We start from the raw sequence: 14,688 nt of genomic DNA on the forward strand, positions 1-14,688 counted from the left end.
CCCGGCTCTGCTCGTCAATGTTCACATCTTAAAGGAAGCGCTCGCGCCCTTCCGTCACATCGACTCCCCCGCTGTCCGTCGCGCTGCGATCAACACTGCGTTGCAAAAATTCGCTCTATAGAAAAAGCATGCTGTTAACTGCCCGCAAACCCGCGTCTTTTCGTATCCCCACTGAAGTCAAGTGGCATTATTGCTAATTCAAGAACAGTGTTTCAACCGGCGCACAATGGCTCTAAGGCCCGCGCAGGAATACATTCGGCACACCACATATACGGAGCCGACGATGAAGACCATAGAGTCCTTGCCACTTGACGGTGCCAACGGCGTACGCATCGAGATTCTTGAGCGCTCTGATACCACGCTTGTGATTCGCTGGGTTGAGCCGGGTCGTTGTCATTACGGCGAGCAGCGGTGGCGGCGGCGGTCTGCTCATACTTCCGGCACTTGCGCTGTGTCAAGGCGGAAGATTCGGCGGGGTGATGCAGTGTTTAAGCCGGCTGAGCGGCCGGCGCCTTCTAATGCTGCCGCTATGATTTCTGTTGAGACTTTGTGTAGTTTGGTTGGGGAGTTGAAGGCGGCTTGAGGTTGGGCGTGCAACTATTGCACGTGGGTTGTTCACGCTATTTCCCGGTGGTGTTTCGCGGTTTCGGGCTTTGTACGCGTCGGCTCAGTGTTTGTATCCCTGACGCGCCAGCAGTTTCCATACACCATCGCGTTTTTGCCAGACCATCAACTGTTCGAGCTCGACCTCGCCCACCTTGCCTCCGCTCTCCACCGTGCCCGAAAAGTGGTCGCGGACAATCGCATCGTCTCCTGCTAGCGTCGTCTTCGTGTTGCTCAAGTCGATTCTTCGATACCGTGTTCCACCGCTCACTATCGTCTGGATGAAGACCGTCTGATCCTGTACGGCGCCATTCGAGTGGCCGTAGCTCAAGGCCTCCGATGTCACCGCTTTCATCTCATCCGCATTGCCAGCCAGCATCGCTGCGTTCAAACGCTGTACCGCGGCGCTGACGCCGGCTTCGTCCGCTGTCTCCGCTATCGCACTCATGCACGCAAGGCTCAGTAGTGCCAGGCAAATTATTCTTTTCATCAATGGATACTCCTCGAAGCACACGTGTCGATTTTTTCATGCACGATCCGCTTACCCTCATCATCGAAACTTCGTTAATCCACGCCTCGATGGTGCCGCCCACTATACCGAACCCCGCTCAGGCGTTCAAGAAAACGCTCGAGACACCTGGTGGCCACACTCGAGCAGCATACGAACTGGTTGCGGACGCAAGCTTTGCGCGAGTGGTGAGAGAACTATAGATTGAAACGGAGCACTCGTTCGGGATGCTCGCTTCGTCACAAGGTAAGTGAAAGCGCGGCTTGGCGCGCTATCGGGTCGCTGTCGGCGAGGCGCGCCAGGCGCATCGCGAAGCCGTTGAAATGAAGTCCGCCTCGCGCGCCGATGAGCAGCGCGGGCGTTCTTCGCAATGAGGTACCGGCCAAACATCTACGACCGGTTGCGTCCGAGACCAGCGCGGCCCGGGGGTGAACTGCGGCGCCGACCGCCGCGTGACCCAGCCAGTTACGAATGCGCTCACATGATATCGGCGAACCCAGCAGATACTTCATGAGTAATTTCCCGATCTTGACGCAGCCCGCACTCCAGGTCGGTAAAATTTGCACTGCGTTGCAGCATGCAGAACGTCTCATTCCCACGTTCGAGGCCATTGCCGGGGCTAGTCTCACCCGGAAGGTAAAATGCGAGACGAGGCCCCGATGGGCCATGCCCAATCCGGGCCGCCAATTCAACCGATGTGCGAGCCAGCCCATGCTGCCTCGCGCATCGATGTCCGCAACCCGATAACCCGCGGCGACCCCGGCCAGATCCGGCGTTGCCCAAGGGCCGCTCGTCCTTTTGACAGAGCCCCTCAGGAGCCACTTTTATGACCGACTCGAACGTGTCTTTCCTCGGCAGGATTTCGCTGGCCGTCGGAACGTTCTTCAGTATTCTCGGCGACGGCGAGTTCGCCGCCCGCGTGCAGCGCCTGCGCAGCGGCGCGCCCGTCACAGCAGCGCCAACGGCAGCACCGGTTGCATCGCCAGCACCTGCGCCCGCCCCTCAACCTGCCGTCCCCGCCCTGAAGCAGGCAAGCCCGGACGCTGCCCTTCAGCTACTCGGCTTGCTGCAGCGCGATGCGCGTTTTATCGACTTCGTCGAAGAAGACGTGGCAGGCTACTCGGATGCGGACATCGGCGCCGCCGCCCGCGTCGTGCATGGAGGCTGCCGCACGGTGCTGCGCGAGCATTTCACGATCCGTCCCGTGCGCGAAGAGGCCGAAGGCAGCCGTGTGACGCTGCCCGAAGGGTTCGACGCCACCGCCGTCCGTCTGACCGGCAACGTGGTCGGCAAGGCGCCGTTTACCGGCAGCCTGAGTCATCGCGGCTGGCGCGTTCAGGACGTGCGGCTGCCGAAGCTCGCCGCGAGCCACGACACCTCCATCATTGCAGCGGCCGAGGTGGAGCTATGAGCGATCCGCGCTATTCGATCGGCATCGATCTGGGCACAACCCATTGTGCCCTCTCGTACGTCGACTTCGCCACCAGCGACGGCGAAAAGACCACTCAGGAAATCCTGCCGGTCACGCAGCTCACCGCGCCGGCCACGATCGACAATCTGCCGCTGTTGCCCTCGTTCCTCTACCTGCCGCATCCGAGCGAACTGGCGCCGTTCGACCTCGGTTTGCCGTGGACCGGCGAGCGCGACTTCGCTGTCGGCGAAATGGCGCGCAGCCGCGGGGCCGGCACGCCGATCCGTCTCGTGTCGAGCGCGAAAAGCTGGCTGTGCCATCCGGGCGTCGACCGTCGCGCCGCGATTCTGCCCAACGATGCGCCCCCTGAAGTAACACGCGTGTCGCCGCTCGAAACCTCGATTCGCTACCTCACACATCTGCGCGAAGCGTGGAACCATGCCCATCCCGACGCGCCTTTCAGCGAGCAGGAAATTACCGTCACGATTCCCGCGTCGTTCGATCCGGCCGCGCGCGAATTGACCGCCGAGGCTGCGCAGGCCGCGGGCTATGCAGGCATGACGCTGCTGGAAGAACCGCAGGCCGCCCTGTATAGCTGGATCCAGAAGAGCGGCGGCGAGTGGCGCAAGCAGGTCCGAGTGGGCGATATCATCCTCGTCGTCGACGTGGGCGGCGGCACTACCGACCTGTCGCTGATCGCGGTAGTCGAGCGTGCAGGCAATCTCGAACTGCATCGCGTCGCCGTGGGCGAGCACATCCTCCTCGGCGGCGACAACATGGACCTCGCCCTCGCCCACGTGGTGGCGCGCAAACTGGCCGCCCAGGGGACGCAGCCTGACCCGTGGCAACTGCGCGCGCTGACCTACGCCTGCCGCGCGGCCAAGGAGACGCTCCTCACCGACGCCGCCACCGACGCGGTGCCGCTCGTTGTACCGAGTCGCGGCGCCAAGCTGATCGGCGGCTCGATCCGCACCGAACTGACCCGCACGGAACTGACGCAGACGATCCTGGATGGGTTTTTCCCGCTGGTCGAAAGCAGCGCGCGTCCGCTGAGCCGGGCCCGCGTCGGCCTCACGCAACTGGGCTTGCCGTACGCGCAGGACGCGGCCGTCACGCGTCATCTGGCGGCGTTCCTCGGCCGTCAGGTTGCGGCGCTCGCCGAACTCGACGGTCTGCAAAGCGCGCAGCCGGAAGGCGCGAGTTTCCTGCATCCCACCGCGGTGCTGTTCAACGGTGGCGTGTTCAAGTCGCCGTTGCTGGTCGAGCGCATTCTGCAGACCCTCAACGGTTGGCTTGCCGCGGAAGGCGCCGCGCCTGCGCGTCTGCTCGAAGGTGCGGATCTCGATCTCGCCGTTGCGCGCGGTGCGGCTTACTACGGCTACGTGAAGCGCGGCCAGGGCGTGCGGATTCGCGGCGGCATCGCGCGGGCTTTCTATATCGCGGTCGAATCCGCCATGCCCGCCGTGCCGGGACTCGAACCGCCGGTGCAAGCGCTGTGCGTCGCGCCGTTCGGCATGGAAGAAGGCACCGAGGCGGAATTGCCGGCGCAGGAGTTTGGGCTCGTCGTCGGCGAGCCGGTGCACTTCCGCTTCTTCGGTTCGTCCGTGCGACGTCACGACCAGGTGGGTACGCTGCTCGACTACTGGTCGCCGGAGGAATTGCACGAGCTGGACGAGATTCAGGCCACGTTGCCGCCCGAAGGCCGCAGCCCCGGCGAGATCGTGCCGGTGAAACTGCATGCGCGCGTCACTGAAGCCGGCACGCTCGAACTGGAAGCCATCCCGCGCGGCACGGGCGAGCGTTGGAAAGTCGAGTTCGATGTGCGCGGCAACGCCAACGTTTGAACGCGATGAAGCAGTACCTCGTCGGGATCGATCTGGGCACCAGCAACACGGTCGTCGCGTATGTCGAGGCGGGGTCCGGGGACATTCGCGTCTTCGAGATCGAGCAGCTCGTCGGTCCCGGTGAGGTAGCGGCACGACCGCTGCTGCCGTCGGTACGTTATCACGCTGCGCGCGGCGAACTGAGCGACGGCGATCTGCAGTTGCCGTGGTCCGCTGCTGCGCCGGATGCTGCAAAGGCTGCGAATATCGCGCACGCTGCGCATGCCGCGCATGCCGCGAACAGGCACACTCTCAGCGCGAACAGCGCGGAAACGCATCGCGCCGTGATCGGCCGCCTCGCGCGCAGCCTCGGCGCTCAGGTGCCGGGGCGCCTCGTCGCAAGCGCGAAAAGCTGGCTGTCGCATGCATCGGTGGATCGCACCGCAGCGATTCTTCCGTGGGGCGCCGGCGACGACATCGACAAGGTATCGCCCGTCACCGCCAGCGCCAGCTATCTAGCCCACGTGCGCTCCGCGTGGAATCATCGCTTTCCACATGCGCCTCTCGAACAGCAGGACGTGGTGCTCACTGTGCCCGCCTCGTTCGACGACGGTGCTCGCGCGCTGACGCTCGAAGCAGCCCGCATGGCGCATCTGCCCAAGCTGCGTCTGCTGGAAGAACCGCAAGCAGCCTTCTACGACTGGCTGTTCCGGCACCGCAGCTCGCTTGGCACTGAGCTCGCCGAAACGCGGCTCGTACTGATCTGCGACGTGGGTGGTGGCACGACCGACTTCACCCTGATCAAGGTGCAGATGCAGGACGGTCAGCCCCAACTCACGCGCGTCGGCGTGGGCAACCACCTGATGCTCGGCGGCGACAACATGGACCTCGCACTGGCGCATCTCGCCGAGAGCCGGCTGTCGACGCCACAGTCGCGGCTGTCGGCGACGAGCCTCTCGCAGCTCGTCGAGCGCTGCCGCGCCGCGAAAGAGCAGCTGCTGGGGCCCGGGGCGCCAGACTCTGCATCGATCACGTTGCTAGGTGCGGGTTCGAAGCTGATCGGCGGCGCGCGTACGGTGGAGATCACGCGCGCGGAAGTCGAGCAGATAGTCGTAGATGGCTTTTTCCCAGCCGTTTCCGCAGATACGCGGCCGGGGCGCCCGCGCGGCGCCATCGTCGAATTCGGCTTGCCTTACGCGAGCGACCCGGCAATCACGCGGCACGTCGCGGCGTTTCTGGGCCGGCTCGCGACGCAGTCGCGAGAAGCGTTGGGTTCGTCAGGGACCGCTGACGAAAGCGAAAACGCATTGCCCGTGCCCGACACGTTGCTGCTCAACGGCGGCGTATTCCGCGCCGAGGCGCTTACCGAACGCCTCGCCGCCACGCTGGGCACCTGGCGCGGCAAACCTCTGCAGGTCCTCCACAACGACAACCCCGACGTAGCCGTGGCACGCGGCGCGGTAGCTTACGCACTCGCCCGTGCAGGCCAGGCGCCGCGGATCGGCGGCGGCTCGCCACGCAGCTACTTCCTGGTTCTGGAGGAAGACGCGCAAATGCTGCGCGGGGTGTGCGTACTGCCGCGCGGCACCGAAGAAAGCCGCGAGATTCACCTCGCCGACCGCACCTTCGCACTACGGCTCGGACATCCTGTGCAATTTCATCTGGTGTCCTCTGTATCGGACACCGCGTGGCAACCGGGTGACCTGGCCGAACTGCCCCTCGGCGAATTCGTGCGCCTGCCGCCTATCGCCACGGTCGTCGCCCCACGCGGCTCGGGCCAGGCGGCAGAAACACCGGTCCAGCTCGCCGCTTCGCTCACCGAAGTAGGCACGCTGGAAATGCACTGTATCGATGCCAGCGACGCCACACAGCGCTGGCTGCTCGAGTTCCAGCTGCGCCGCGGCGAAGCCAAAGTCACCGTATCCGGCGAAGCGCCGCACCCTGCCCTGCCCAAAGCGCTCGAACTGATCGACCGCGCCTTCGGCTCGCGCTCGCAGAAAGTCGATTCCAAGGAGGTCAAGCGCACACGGGCCGAACTGGAACAGGTCCTCGGTCCACGTGCAAGCTGGAACAGTGCGCTGCTGCGCGAACTGTTCAACGCGCTGTGGGAACGCGCGAAACGCCGGCGCCGCTCGGCGGATCACGAGCGTCTCTGGCTCAATCTGGCCGGGTATTGCGTGCGTCCCGGCTTCGGCTATCCGCTCGACGAGTGGCGTGTCGAACAACTGTGGTCGCTCTTCGACGACGGCATTCAGTACATCAACGACAGCCAGGTCTGGTCGGAGTGGTGGACGCTGTGGCGCCGCGCAGCGGGCGGCTTGGGCGAGAGCGAACAGCTCGATGTGCTCGACGCGGCGGCCTTCATGCAGGCCGCCGGCGCGGCGCGCTCCAAACTACCGTTCGATCCGGCGAAGTCCGGCTACGCCGATATGGTGCGCCTCGAAGCGTCGCTCGAACGCGTGCCTGCGGAACGCAAGATCGAACTCGGTGCGCGACTGATCGAGCGACTCGCGAAGCCGTCGGAAAATCATCAGGGATGGTGGGCCGTCGGCCGTATCGGTGCGCGTCGGCCTTTCTATGGCAGCGCGCATAGCGTCGTTCCGCCGGACATTGCAGAGCAATGGCTCGGGACGATTCTCACGCTCGACTGGCGGAAGGTCGAACCGGCCGCGTTTGCTGCCGTACAGATCGCTCGCATGACGGGTGACCGGTCGCGCGATCTGTCTGCGGAAATCCGCGCGAGCGTCATCAAACGGCTCGAAACCGCGCACGCGCCGGCCAACTGGATCACGATGGTCCGCGAGACGGTCGAACTCGACGAAGCCGATGAGGGACGCGTCTTCGGCGAGTCGCTGCCGCCTGGGCTCAAGCTGATTGGCTGAACGGCGGCGCGTATCGAGGGCCGCCGCTCACTCATCACTCCATAGCTCAGATCGGCGTCAACACCTTCTCGCCCGCGAAATGCCTCGCCGCGTTGTCCAGAAAGTTCTGCAGCGACGCCGCGATCGCCTCCGGCGACCTGCCGCCCACGTGCGGCGTCAGCACGACGTTGCGTAGTCCGATCAATGCTTTTGGCGGATCGGGCTCGCCTTCATAGACATCGAGGCCGGCTCCTGCGATTGTTCGGGCGCTCAACGCCTCGGCCAACGCCGCCGTATCGACGACACTGCCGCGCGAAACGTTCACGAGGAAACCGTCCGGCCCCAACGCCTCGAGCACCGCCTTGTCGATCAGATGCCGCGTGCCCGGCCCACCTACCGTCGTGACGACGAGGAAGTCGCACCACTGTGCGAGCGCCGTGACACTATCGAAGTAGCGGATGGGCTCGCTTTCACGCGGCTTACGGTTGTGATACCCCAGTTCCATATCGAACCCTGCCCCGCGCTTCGCCACCTTGCTGCCGATATGGCCCAGCCCGAGCACGCCCAGCCGCTTGCCCGACACGCCCGGATGCATTGGCAGCGTGTCGCGCCAGACGCCCTGGCGGGTCGCCTGATCGAGCTGCGGCACATCGCGCACTACCGCGAGCAGCAGCGCGAAAGCGTGATCGGCGACGCATGCGGCGTTGGTCCCCGCGCCATTGGCCAGGACGATATTGCGGCTGCGTGCATGGTCGATAGCAATGTTCTCGTAGCCGGCGCCGAGCGCGCTGATGAATTCCAGCCTGGGCATCCGGTCGATTTCTTCAGCTGTCAGGCCCGTGGTGCCGTTGGTCAGGACCGCGCGCACCTTCTCGCCGTGCGCGGCAATCGCTTCCGTACGCGTGCCCTCATCGGGGGCATAGATGACCTCATAAGCAGACTTGACGCCAGCAAGACTGGCGTCCTTCAGAAGAATCAAAACCAGCAGGTAAGGTTTTGTCATGGCCTGAAACGGTTGTTTGAGGGGGAACTGCGACGCGGGAAAGTGTAACAAGGCTCCGGAAGGCGTGCTGGCTGGCGCTTGCTACATGCTTCTCTACCCGAGTTCCCCTTAAAATAGCGGCACTCTCGAATACGGATTGCTCATGCTGGATACCCTTGGTGCTGAAGACACGCCGCGCGGCGACGCGCAGCCGAGCGACGACTCGGAAATGTTCGAGCTGGCGCCTATTTCGCTCTGGCTGGAAGACTTCAGCGAGGTGCGGGCACTGTTCGACGCCTGGCGCGCCGAAGGCGTGACCGATCTGCGTGCCCATTTCCGCGCTCATCCCGAGCGGGTGGCGCAATGCGCGCACAGCATCCGTGTCGTCAAGGTCAACCGCAAGACGCTGACCATGTTCGAAGCGGACAGCTTGGGCACGCTCACCAGCAATCTCGGCACCGTGTTCCGCGACGACATGCTGAAGACCCACCTCGAAGAGCTGTGCCAGTTGTGGACGGGCGCACCAGGCTTCACGAGCCAGACCGTCAATTACACGCTCGGTGGCCGGCGGCTCGACGTGCTGCTCAAAGGCGCCGTCCTGCCCGGCCACGAAGAACGCTGGGACCGCGTGCTGGTATCGCTCGAGGACGTCACCGAACTGGAAGGCGCCCGTCATCGTCTTTCGCACGCCGAAGAATATGCGCGCGGCCTGTTCGAAGAATCGCCGGTGTCGCTCTGGGTCGAGGATTTCAGCGCCGTTAAACGTTTGCTGAACGAAGCACGTGCAGCAGGTATCGCGGATTTTCGGGTGTTCACAGACGTCCATCCCGAGTTCGTCGAACGCTGCATGCAGGAAATCCACGTGCTCGACGTGAACCGGCACACGCTCGCCATGTTCGCTGCACCGGACAAGCAGACCCTGCTATCGAGGCTGCCGGATGTGTTTCGTGACGACATGCGCCCGCATTTCCGCGAGCAGTTGATCGATCTGTGGGACGGCAAGCTGTTCCAGCAACGCGAAGTTCTCAATTACTCGCTGGATGGCAGCGAGGTGCACGTGCTCCTGCAATTCTCGGTGCTGCCGGGTCATGAGCGCGATTGGGATCTGGTGCTGGTGGCCCTCACCGATATCACTGCGCGCAAGAAAGCCGAGGCATATCTGGAGTTTCTCGGCAAGCACGACGTGCTGACCAAGCTGCGTAACCGCTCGTTCTATGTCGACGAACTGAACCGGCTCGAGCGCAAAGGCCCGTTCCCTGTCACCGTCATCATGGCGGATCTGAACGGCCTGAAGCGGATCAACGATCAACTGGGCCACGCTGCCGGCGACGCACTTCTGCGACGTGCCGGCGAAGTACTGGCAAAAGCGCTGGAAACGCCGTTTCACGCAGCGCGGATCGGCGGCGACGAATTCGCGATTCTGATGCCCAATACCGACGAGCGTGGTGGCGCCGCGATGATCGACACGATCCGACAACTGGTGGAAATGAACAATCAGTTCTACCCAGGTTCGGTATTGAGCTTCTCGATGGCAGCGGCAACCTGTCATCACGGTGAACGGCTGGAGGCCGTCGTGCAGCGGGCGGACCTGCTCATGTACGACGAAAAACGCGCGTTTTACGCGAGCCAGATACAGGCTGGTTCGAGCGAAGACTGAGGCGAAGACTGAGGCAAAGACTTAGAAGCGGGCTAGGAGCCCGCCTTGCCCAGCATGACGGTCCAGCCGAGGCCGCGCACGTTGCGGATCACGTCTTGCCCAAACTTTTTTCGCACCGAGTGGATCAGCACGTCGACGGCATTGCTCTCGACCTCCTTGCCCCATCCGTACAGCTTGTCTTCGATCTGGGCGCGCGAGAAGATGGTGCCGGGGTGCTCCAGCAAGGCATGCATCAGCGCGAATTCGCGTGCGGAGAGTGCGCCGACCTTGTCGCCGAACGTAAGCGTGCGCTGGTCGAGATTAAGGCTGATGGTGTCGTCACCGAGCCGCGATACGGCATACCCCGCCTTGCGGCGGAGCACGGCGCGAATTCTCGCCAGTAGTTCGCCCACTTCGAAGGGCTTGAGCAGATAGTCGTCCGCACCAATATCCAGGCCTTCGATTCGCGAGTCGAGGTCGTCGCGTGCGGTCAGGATCAGGACCGGCACGGGATTGCCGCCGGCTCGCGCCGAGCGCAGCAGTTCGATTCCCGACAGCCCGGGCAAACCCAGATCAAGCAGTACGACGGTATATTCGGCCGCGTCCATTGCCGCGCGCCCGGCGATGCCGTCGCGCACCCAGTCGACGCTATAGTCCGCGTCCTTGAGTGCGCGCATCAGGCTTTGCCCGATCTGCAGATCGTCTTCAACCAGAAGGACTCTCATACGTCTCTCCCATGCAGGTAGCGGGTCGCCCCCGTTGCTTGCGCGAGCTTGCCCGTCGTTGTTCCAGCACCGTGGCCGGAGGCCCCCGTGAACATCTCTGCCAGCGGAAAACTGACCGCAGCAACGATCCCCGAGCGGCCATCGTTGCGGTTGCGAATCTGCGCATCGCCGCCGTATTTCTGGGTGATCGACCTGACGATCGACAGCCCGAGACCGGTGCCTTCGATATCCAGATTGGCCCGAAAGAAGCGGTCGAACACACGCGGCAACAACTCCGGCGCGATGCCTGGTCCTGTATCCGTTACTTCGACCCACAGCATAGTGCCTTCCGTGCGCATCCGCAGATCTATCGTGCCGCCATCCGGCGTGTAGCGGATCGCATTGCTCACCAGATTTTTGACGGCGATGGCGACATCTGCAGCGGACGCCGCGACCCTGTCCTGCACCATCTCTTCCGCGCCAATATCTATCCCGCGCGCCGCGGCGATCGGCAACACATCGGAGACCGCCTGGACCACGATCTCCGAAACATCGGTCGGCTCGATCGTGCTGCCGGACAAAGGTGCATCCGCCCGCGCGAGCCGCAATAGTTGTGCGATCAACGCACTGCTTCTGCCGATCCCGCTTCGCAATTCGTTGAAGCGCTCCTGATTGCCGGGGACGATATGCGGCTGCAGGTTATCGGCCTGCAACTGCAACGCGGTGAGCGGGGTGCGCAGTTCATGTGCGGCATCCGCGATGAACTTCCGTTCCGCTTCGATCGATTGAGCGAGACGCCCGATCATCCGGTTGATCGAGTCGACGAAGGGCTGCAGCTCGCTGGGCACGCCCGCCGATGGCAGCGGCCTCAGGCGCGACGCGTCGATCTCCTGCACCTCGTTGCCGAGCTGGTTCATCTTGCGGAACGACACTCGTACGATCAGCAGCACCGCGCCGAGCACCAGCGGCAGCAGCACGAGCGTCGGCCACAAGGTCGTCAGCGCCGCCTCGCGTTCCAGCTCTTCGCGGACGGATGAGCGTTGCGCAACCTGGATCAGGCTTCCGGCGTCGCGCAACGTGTAGATTCGCCAGCGCTCGCCGTTGACGTCATCCGAACTCAAACCTGCGGCGGCGTCCTGCGGCAGCTGCAACGATGGATCGGTCGAACGCAGCGGTACCTCGGCACCCGGCTTGCGGATCGTGATCACGATATCGCGGCTGGGCTGCGAACCACGCGCGGGTGTCGCCGGAATCGAGTCCGCCAGTCCATTGCGCATGCGCACAGCGACCTGCTCGAGCCGCAGATCGAGGAGCGCACTCATCCCCGAGCGGCACAACTGATAGGAACTGATGCCTTGCGCGATCGCCGCTGCGCTGACCAGCAGGCCGAGTGCGATGGCAAGGTTATTTCTCAGAGAAGATTTCATTTGACTTCGCCAGCGGCAAGCCAGCCCGTTCATTACCGTCACCGGCGCATTTAAGTGCGTACCGGGGAGATCTCGCGCCAGACGGCACAAGCTCGGGTATCACGCTCATTTTCGCCTCATTTTCATCCACGAAGATAGGTCATCCGAATCAACGATTCGCCTGATCCGACCGAGAGGATGTTCATCATGTTTCCGCTTTTCAACCACCCTGCCACCGCGAGCGCCACTTATGCCGAAGCCGCGGTTCAGCCTGTTAAACCGGTCCGCGCGCCCGAAAACGACACAACGGCCACCGAACAACCCGCCACGTACGACGAATTGTTGCCCTATCTGATGCTCGCCATGGCCAGTGGCGTTTGAGATGGCCGCCTCGTTGATCAATCAGGCTAGCGAATCCGATCCACTTACACCTGCAGAGGACATCATGGTTGCACTGTTCGAATGGCTGTTCGACATCTCACTGGCCGTGGCCGGCGCTGCGGCGACCGGCTCGATTTTCCTGATTCTGGTCGAAGTCGCCAAAGTGGGCCTCCGGCGTTTTGTCCAGCGCCGCGCAACAGGCCGATCAATGCAGATGCAACGAGTTGATCAGGTCTGATAACCCGAGCCACAAGATCTGCACACCGATACAAAAAATCGCGAAGGCAAACAGCCGCATCGCGACCTGCGTACCCGACGGGCCCAGCAGCCGCTCGACGCTGCCGGCAAAGCGCACGCACAGGTAAATGCTGACGCAAAGCAGTCCCAAAGCGACACCCACCCCTATGAAATGGACTGGCTGCAAGCCCTCTCGCGGCGAGCCGGTACCCAGGGCAATCGCAACGGAAATCGAACCGGGACCGACGGTCACGGGCAAAGTCAGCGGATAAAAAGCCTTTACACGTAGTGTCGGATCGCTTCCGGTCATCGGATCCGGTTGTGCCTCTTCAGTCTCGTCTCCGGACGACTGCAACAGATTCCAGCCGGCCATTGCAATGATGAGCCCACCAGCGACGCGCAACACCGCAATGGAAATCCCGAGAAACGACAACAGGTAGGCCCCGATCGATAGCGACGCCAGCAGGATCACGAAGCTGTTGATCGCGATGCGTCGCGCCAGTTCCGCGCGCTGCGCCGGCGACGCATGCGGCACCATGCTCAGGATGATGAACGCCGCCGCAGGAGGATTGATGATGGGAAAGAGCGCGGCGACGATCACCAGGATGGTTCGGGTCAGTTCGTGAAGCATGGTGGGCGTCCGGTGGGCAGGTTAGGTGCTCGTATCGTGGACGGATTTTACCCAACAGCCGCGCATAAACACGGCTGCCTGTGCCAGAGCGGCTCGCGCTTCGGGCACGAACGGCGAAAAGCAATGCCACGCGTGCGGCATCGCATGCCATTCTGCGAACTCCACCCACGTGCCTTCGCGTTGCAGTTTGGCGGCGAGTTCGTGTGCGTCCGCGTTCAAACCCTCGGAATCGCTGGTCTGAATGTGGACCGGCGGCAACCCATGCAGTTTTGCGCGCGCGGGCGACGCCAGGGTCTCGAACAGTCTTGCGTTCTGCAGATACATCTTTGCGGCCATTTCCATGGCGGTACGATTCATCGACAACACGTTGTGCTTCGCACGCCAGATCGTCGTCAGATCGGCCCACGGCGACAGCAGTACTGCACCGGCGGGCAACGGTTCACCCGCGTCGCGCAACGCTACCAGCGCAGCCAACGCTAGCCCGCCTCCGGCCGAATCGCCGGCAAACACGATCGAACCCGGCGAAATGCCGCGCGCGAGCAGCGTGCGATACGCATGCAGGGTATCTTCCAGCGCAGCAGGAAATGGATGTTCAGGCGCGAGACTGTAGTCCAGCGCAAATACGGCTGAGCCAGATGCATGCGCCAGCTCGCGGGTGACGGCTCGATGCGTCGCAGGCGAGCCGAAATAATACGCACCGCCATGCAGAAACAGCACGACAGTCTCTGTATGAGCCGCGGCGGCCGTCTCCGGTCTGATCCACTCGCCCTCCAGATGAAAGTCGGGATGCCGACGCGTCCTCGGGTAAAGCAGCCTCGCCGCGAAACGGGCTGGCCACGTGTATCGATGTGCACGCTGCCGGAGGGCATGGACGTCAGGTGCGGGGCGTTGACTGGAACCGAAGCGCAACGCCATTACGAGGGGAATCGCGCGGCGCACCCAGGCGGCCTGCCAGCTCTCGGCGCGGCGAGGATTGGCTTCGCTCTGGACGCGTTGCGAGGACGTGATCGGTTGGTAATCCGGAACATTCATGATGACTCCATCGGCAGTGGATTCGTGTGACGGCATTGTGGCGAGACAAACTGAGCCACGAATTACGAACCTGCCTGCGACACGGGTCGCACCCTCGGCCTCTCATTTGGGCCCTGCTGCCGCTCATTTTCGGCTCATTCTTCGCGTCTACGATCGGGTCTATCGACAAGCGGTGCTGTGATTCCAGACGAATCCGGACCGCGCGCCGCAACCCCGGCGATGAACTGGATCGGAATCCGAAACGTCGCACTCACGTTAAAGACTGGAGCCCATTATGTTTGCCAACCTTGCAAAGCGACTCAGCGCGTTGTTTGTCCGCACCGAAGAGCAACAACGCGACACGTATCTGGCGTCATCAGCCGATTTCGTCGATCTCGAACACCGCATGCACGTCGTCGAAACGAGCCATCATCCGTTCACGCTGTATTCGTCCAGCACACCGCAAGAGTGGAAAGCGTGATTCAATACCTGCC

16 protein-coding genes are annotated in these 14,688 nt (G+C 63.1%); 9 read left to right on the forward strand and 7 right to left on the reverse strand.

Going from position 1 to position 14,688, the window contains the following annotated elements:
- Positions 1-283 precede the first annotated feature (283 nt).
- Positions 284-583, forward strand: a complete 300-nt coding sequence (locus P3T24_RS05695) for a DUF3331 domain-containing protein (RefSeq protein WP_074268339.1) — start codon at positions 284-286, stop codon at positions 581-583.
- 84 nt (positions 584-667) lie between these two features.
- On the opposite strand, the gene P3T24_RS05700 is transcribed toward P3T24_RS05695, so the two are convergent.
- A complete protein-coding gene (locus P3T24_RS05700; protein WP_429288765.1) occupies positions 668-1,093 on the reverse strand; it encodes a nuclear transport factor 2 family protein in 426 nt (141 codons plus the stop codon).
- A 38-nt stretch (positions 1,094-1,131) separates the two neighbouring features.
- Between P3T24_RS05700 and P3T24_RS05705 the strand changes: the two genes are divergently transcribed.
- Entirely contained in the window at positions 1,132-1,314 is a 183-nt protein-coding gene (locus P3T24_RS05705; protein WP_429433048.1) for a hypothetical protein, read from the forward strand.
- Between the two features lie 36 nt (positions 1,315-1,350).
- On the opposite strand, the gene P3T24_RS05710 is transcribed toward P3T24_RS05705, so the two are convergent.
- Positions 1,351-1,623, reverse strand: coding sequence for a hypothetical protein (locus P3T24_RS05710; RefSeq protein WP_429433050.1), 273 nt, complete (start codon positions 1,621-1,623; stop codon positions 1,351-1,353).
- Between the two features lie 314 nt (positions 1,624-1,937).
- On the opposite strand from P3T24_RS05710, the gene P3T24_RS05715 reads away from it, so the two are divergent.
- From P3T24_RS05715 to P3T24_RS05725, 3 genes are read left to right on the forward strand one after another with little or no spacing between them, the layout of a single operon-like run.
- A complete protein-coding gene (locus P3T24_RS05715; RefSeq protein WP_429433052.1) occupies positions 1,938-2,522 on the forward strand; it encodes a DUF2760 domain-containing protein in 585 nt (194 codons plus the stop codon).
- Positions 2,519-4,366 carry an Hsp70 family protein gene (locus P3T24_RS05720; protein WP_429433054.1) on the forward strand — a complete coding sequence of 616 codons (1,848 nt, stop codon included), beginning with the start codon at positions 2,519-2,521 and terminating at the stop codon, positions 4,364-4,366. Before P3T24_RS05715 ends, P3T24_RS05720 begins: the two co-directional genes overlap by 4 nt.
- Positions 4,367-4,371: 5 nt before the next feature.
- Positions 4,372-7,227 (forward strand): Hsp70 family protein, encoded by a 2,856-nt coding sequence (locus tag P3T24_RS05725; RefSeq protein ID WP_429433056.1) that lies wholly within the window; start codon positions 4,372-4,374, stop codon positions 7,225-7,227.
- Between the two features lie 46 nt (positions 7,228-7,273).
- Here P3T24_RS05725 and P3T24_RS05730 read toward each other — a convergent pair whose 3' ends face one another.
- Complete coding sequence (locus tag P3T24_RS05730) at positions 7,274-8,209, reverse strand: 2-hydroxyacid dehydrogenase (RefSeq protein WP_074268335.1); 936 nt, start codon at positions 8,207-8,209, stop codon at positions 7,274-7,276.
- A gap of 142 nt (positions 8,210-8,351) precedes the next feature.
- Here P3T24_RS05730 and P3T24_RS05735 point away from each other — a divergent pair, with 142 nt between their 5' ends.
- Complete coding sequence (locus tag P3T24_RS05735) at positions 8,352-9,845, forward strand: diguanylate cyclase domain-containing protein (RefSeq protein WP_429433059.1); 1,494 nt, start codon at positions 8,352-8,354, stop codon at positions 9,843-9,845.
- Between the two features lie 32 nt (positions 9,846-9,877).
- Here P3T24_RS05735 and P3T24_RS05740 read toward each other — a convergent pair whose 3' ends face one another.
- The gene (locus tag P3T24_RS05740; RefSeq protein ID WP_429433061.1) at positions 9,878-10,549 is read right to left on the reverse strand and encodes a response regulator transcription factor; all 672 of its coding nucleotides are present in this window, start codon (positions 10,547-10,549) and stop codon (positions 9,878-9,880) included.
- Complete coding sequence (locus P3T24_RS05745) at positions 10,546-11,955, reverse strand: sensor histidine kinase (RefSeq protein ID WP_429433063.1); 1,410 nt, start codon at positions 11,953-11,955, stop codon at positions 10,546-10,548. Before P3T24_RS05745 ends, P3T24_RS05740 begins: the two co-directional genes overlap by 4 nt.
- Before the next feature lie 186 nt (positions 11,956-12,141).
- On the opposite strand from P3T24_RS05745, the gene P3T24_RS05750 reads away from it, so the two are divergent.
- A complete protein-coding gene (locus P3T24_RS05750; RefSeq protein ID WP_167379452.1) occupies positions 12,142-12,315 on the forward strand; it encodes a hypothetical protein in 174 nt (57 codons plus the stop codon).
- Between the two features lies 1 nt (position 12,316).
- Positions 12,317-12,553 (forward strand): hypothetical protein, encoded by a 237-nt coding sequence (locus P3T24_RS05755; RefSeq protein WP_429433065.1) that lies wholly within the window; start codon positions 12,317-12,319, stop codon positions 12,551-12,553.
- Here P3T24_RS05755 and P3T24_RS05760 read toward each other — a convergent pair.
- A complete protein-coding gene (locus P3T24_RS05760; RefSeq protein WP_429433067.1) occupies positions 12,521-13,183 on the reverse strand; it encodes a MarC family protein in 663 nt (220 codons plus the stop codon). The genes P3T24_RS05755 and P3T24_RS05760 overlap by 33 nt on opposite strands.
- A 21-nt stretch (positions 13,184-13,204) precedes the next feature.
- Positions 13,205-14,215, reverse strand: a complete 1,011-nt coding sequence (locus P3T24_RS05765) for an alpha/beta hydrolase (RefSeq protein ID WP_429433069.1) — start codon at positions 14,213-14,215, stop codon at positions 13,205-13,207.
- Positions 14,216-14,489: 274 nt separating this feature from the next.
- Here P3T24_RS05765 and P3T24_RS05770 point away from each other — a divergent pair, with 274 nt between their 5' ends.
- The gene (locus tag P3T24_RS05770) at positions 14,490-14,675 is read left to right on the forward strand and encodes a DUF3563 family protein (RefSeq protein ID WP_429433071.1); all 186 of its coding nucleotides are present in this window, start codon (positions 14,490-14,492) and stop codon (positions 14,673-14,675) included.
- Positions 14,676-14,688 lie beyond the last annotated feature (13 nt).

Source organism: Paraburkholderia sp. GAS33 (assembly GCF_050436645.1).
Lineage (GTDB): Bacteria > Pseudomonadota > Gammaproteobacteria > Burkholderiales > Burkholderiaceae > Paraburkholderia > Paraburkholderia phenazinium_B.

Bases quoted from the DNA above. Each gene is read 5' to 3' on its own strand.
- P3T24_RS05755 (WP_429433065.1), top strand. From the start codon at position 12,317: ATGGCCGCCTCGTTGATCAATCAGGCTAGCGAATCCGATCCACTTACA.
- P3T24_RS05760 (WP_429433067.1), bottom strand. From the start codon at position 13,183: ATGCTTCACGAACTGACCCGAACCATCCTGGTGATCGTCGCCGCGCTC.
- P3T24_RS05720 (WP_429433054.1), top strand. From the start codon at position 2,519: ATGAGCGATCCGCGCTATTCGATCGGCATCGATCTGGGCACAACCCAT.
- P3T24_RS05700 (WP_429288765.1), bottom strand. From the start codon at position 1,093: ATGAAAAGAATAATTTGCCTGGCACTACTGAGCCTTGCGTGCATGAGT.
- P3T24_RS05710 (WP_429433050.1), bottom strand. From the start codon at position 1,623: ATGAAGTATCTGCTGGGTTCGCCGATATCATGTGAGCGCATTCGTAAC.
- P3T24_RS05705 (WP_429433048.1), top strand. From the start codon at position 1,132: ATGCACGATCCGCTTACCCTCATCATCGAAACTTCGTTAATCCACGCC.
- P3T24_RS05745 (WP_429433063.1), bottom strand. From the start codon at position 11,955: ATGAAATCTTCTCTGAGAAATAACCTTGCCATCGCACTCGGCCTGCTG.
- P3T24_RS05750 (WP_167379452.1), top strand. From the start codon at position 12,142: ATGTTTCCGCTTTTCAACCACCCTGCCACCGCGAGCGCCACTTATGCC.
- P3T24_RS05725 (WP_429433056.1), top strand. From the start codon at position 4,372: ATGAAGCAGTACCTCGTCGGGATCGATCTGGGCACCAGCAACACGGTC.
- P3T24_RS05735 (WP_429433059.1), top strand. From the start codon at position 8,352: ATGCTGGATACCCTTGGTGCTGAAGACACGCCGCGCGGCGACGCGCAG.
- P3T24_RS05740 (WP_429433061.1), bottom strand. From the start codon at position 10,549: ATGAGAGTCCTTCTGGTTGAAGACGATCTGCAGATCGGGCAAAGCCTG.
- P3T24_RS05770 (WP_429433071.1), top strand. From the start codon at position 14,490: ATGTTTGCCAACCTTGCAAAGCGACTCAGCGCGTTGTTTGTCCGCACC.
- P3T24_RS05730 (WP_074268335.1), bottom strand. From the start codon at position 8,209: ATGACAAAACCTTACCTGCTGGTTTTGATTCTTCTGAAGGACGCCAGT.
- P3T24_RS05695 (WP_074268339.1), top strand. From the start codon at position 284: ATGAAGACCATAGAGTCCTTGCCACTTGACGGTGCCAACGGCGTACGC.
- P3T24_RS05765 (WP_429433069.1), bottom strand. From the start codon at position 14,215: ATGAATGTTCCGGATTACCAACCGATCACGTCCTCGCAACGCGTCCAG.
- P3T24_RS05715 (WP_429433052.1), top strand. From the start codon at position 1,938: ATGACCGACTCGAACGTGTCTTTCCTCGGCAGGATTTCGCTGGCCGTC.